The 2,534-nt window shown below is 35.8% G+C and carries 2 protein-coding genes; both read left to right on the forward strand.

Annotated features, from left to right (window positions below):
* Positions 1 to 239: 239 nt before the first annotated feature.
* On the forward strand, positions 240 to 1,466 hold the full coding sequence (locus tag U9Q18_01580; GenBank protein ID MEA3313047.1) for an ISL3 family transposase: 1,227 nt from the start codon (positions 240 to 242) through the stop codon (positions 1,464 to 1,466).
* 159 nt (positions 1,467 to 1,625) lie between these two features.
* A complete protein-coding gene (locus U9Q18_01585) occupies positions 1,626 to 2,294 on the forward strand; it encodes a transposase (protein ID MEA3313048.1) in 669 nt (222 codons plus the stop codon).
* Positions 2,295 to 2,534 lie beyond the last annotated feature (240 nt).

The following is a 2,534-nucleotide window of genomic DNA, read 5'->3' on the forward strand; positions in this document are numbered from 1 at the left end:
TGATGAATTATTAGCCTTCATTGAATCTCGGCAGGATGAAGCAATCGCCCTTTATGAGGGAAAAAAGAAGGAGTACATTAAACTATTTAAATATTTCAGCAGGAAAAATCCTCTTATTAGAAATCTTGGCTCCTCATGCGAATCTGTGCACAACATTAAACTGATAAGTTATTGAAAAGCATGGGAAATACCTATAAATTATAAGGCACTTAAAGTCTTATAAAGTTATAGGAGGTCCCATGCTCATTAAAAAGATAATAAGAAATACACTGGGAATCAAGAATCACCGTGTGGAAAAAGTTATTGGAAGCACTCAGAAGATTATCATTTTTTTAGATATTATTCATGGTCGGAAGCTCACCTGTTCCGGCTGCGGGACGAGGCAAAAAGTCAGAGATCGATTGAAACAAAGAGAGTGGAGGCATGTGCCTTTGTGGAATATACCTGTATACATTTATTACCGACCAGCTCGTGTCAAATGCAAATATTGTGGAATAAAAGTCGAATCAATTCCATGGAGCAATGGTAAGAGTTGTCTTTCTGTTCCTTTAAGTTTGACTATGGCAAGCTGGGCAAGAAAGCTTCCAATGAATACTGTAAGTCAAATGTTTAATGTTTGCTGGAATGCCGTTTATTCTGCTGTTAAACAGGTCGTTGAATTTGGACTTGCCTGTCGAGACAAGACAGAAGCGGGTATTATTGGCATTGATGAGATCAGTCGTAAAAAGGGCATGGTTTATCATACTCAGGTTTATGATCTTGTTCGCAAGAAACTGTTGGCCAGTTTTGAGGGACGTAAATATGAAAATATTAAAGCTTTTTTAACGGAATGGGGCAAAGATAACTTAAAGAATATCAAAGGAGTATGTTGTGACATGTGGGATCCTTATCTGAAAGCAATTAAGGGATTTATTCCTGATGCAACAATCGTCTTTGATAAATTTCATATTATCCGTCATCTTTTACATGCAGTCAATGATGTACGGAAACAAGAAGCTGAAGATCTAAAGAAAATCAACCCTGAACTTCTGAAGGGAAGCCGATATATTTGGCTTAAGAATCCCTGGAATTTGACAGATAAACAAAAACAACGATTCAGTTATTTGGAGAATTTAAATTTGAAAATCAACAGGGCTTACTTGCTTAAAGAAAATTTCAGAGAATTTTGGACATATACAGATCAAGAAAAAACAAAAAAATTTCTTGATCAATGGTTCTGGTGGGCTACTCATTCACGGCTTGAGCCAATGAGAAAATTTGCATGGCTTGTCAGAAAACATGAAAAGGGAATCCTGGCATACTCTGAATTGCCTATCGATAATGGTGCTGTAGAAGCAATGAACAATAATGCAAAAGCAATTAGTCATCAAGCAAGAGGATATCGATCTCCCAAAACCTTTTCAACACTACTCATGCATTGCATGGGTAAGCTAAAAGAACCGGATTGGGTGCACAGATTCGCATGAGGAGCCAATTTTATTTGCGATCCCTGGCATAATAGTCTTCTTAGTGCTGGGCCAAAGACAGATAAGCTTGATGCAGTTAAACTGTGTCAGTTATTACGAGCCGGCCTGTTAAAGGAAGTATATCACAGTTTAAATAAAGATTATCATTTACGGAAAATTGTGAGTGCTTATGAGGATTGGATTAAGTTCGGTGTGCAGTTTAAGAATCAAAAGTCAGCATTATATCGTTCAGTGGGACTGCGACATAAGAAAGATTGTATAGATGATAATGATGAATTATTAGCCTTCATTGAATCTCGGCAGGATGAAGCAATCGCCCTTTATGAGGGAAAAAAGAAGGAGTACATTAAACTATTTAAATATTTCAGCAGGAAAAATCCTCTTATTAGAAATCTTAAAGCAATTTCAGGCATTGATAATATTTTTGCAGTACGGATTTATAGTATAGTGATAGATGCCAGTCGATTTAAAAATAAATATAAGTATTGGAGTTATGCGGGGTTAGTAAAACATGAAAAAGAAAGTGGGGGCAGAAACTATGGTAAGCGAAATCCAAGATACAGCCGGCGGCTAAAAAATATATATAAATCAGCTGCTGTAACAGCTATTAATGGGGAAAATGATATTCGGGAATATTATGAATATCTTTTGGGTACAGGACTTCCAATGTTAAAGGCGCGTAATAGTATTGCTCGCTATATAGCCAAGGTAAGTTACGCAATGCTGAAAAATAAAACTACTTATATACCTTTAGACTTCTGCAAAATAGAAAAAATAAAATATTGGGTTAAAAATGCAAATAGTTACATAAAGAGTTGTAATGGGTAATAAGGTTACAGTTTAGTTTTACTAACATGAGAAGGGGAAACGCTCACTTAGACTTAATCGTGAGACAGTTATTCAGTTTAGTAATAAAATAGAAGACAGAATAAATGTTCTTTGAAAATAATGGTGGTTATGCAACTTTTTTGATTTGAACAGGATGTTTAGCAAAGGTTCTGAAACATCTTATTTTATCAGGATTTTTCATGAGAATAGCAGCAGCATACGCCACCAGCGATAAAGAGA

The organism is Caldisericota bacterium, from assembly GCA_034717215.1.
Taxonomy (GTDB): domain Bacteria; phylum Caldisericota; class Caldisericia; order Caldisericales; family Caldisericaceae; genus UBA646.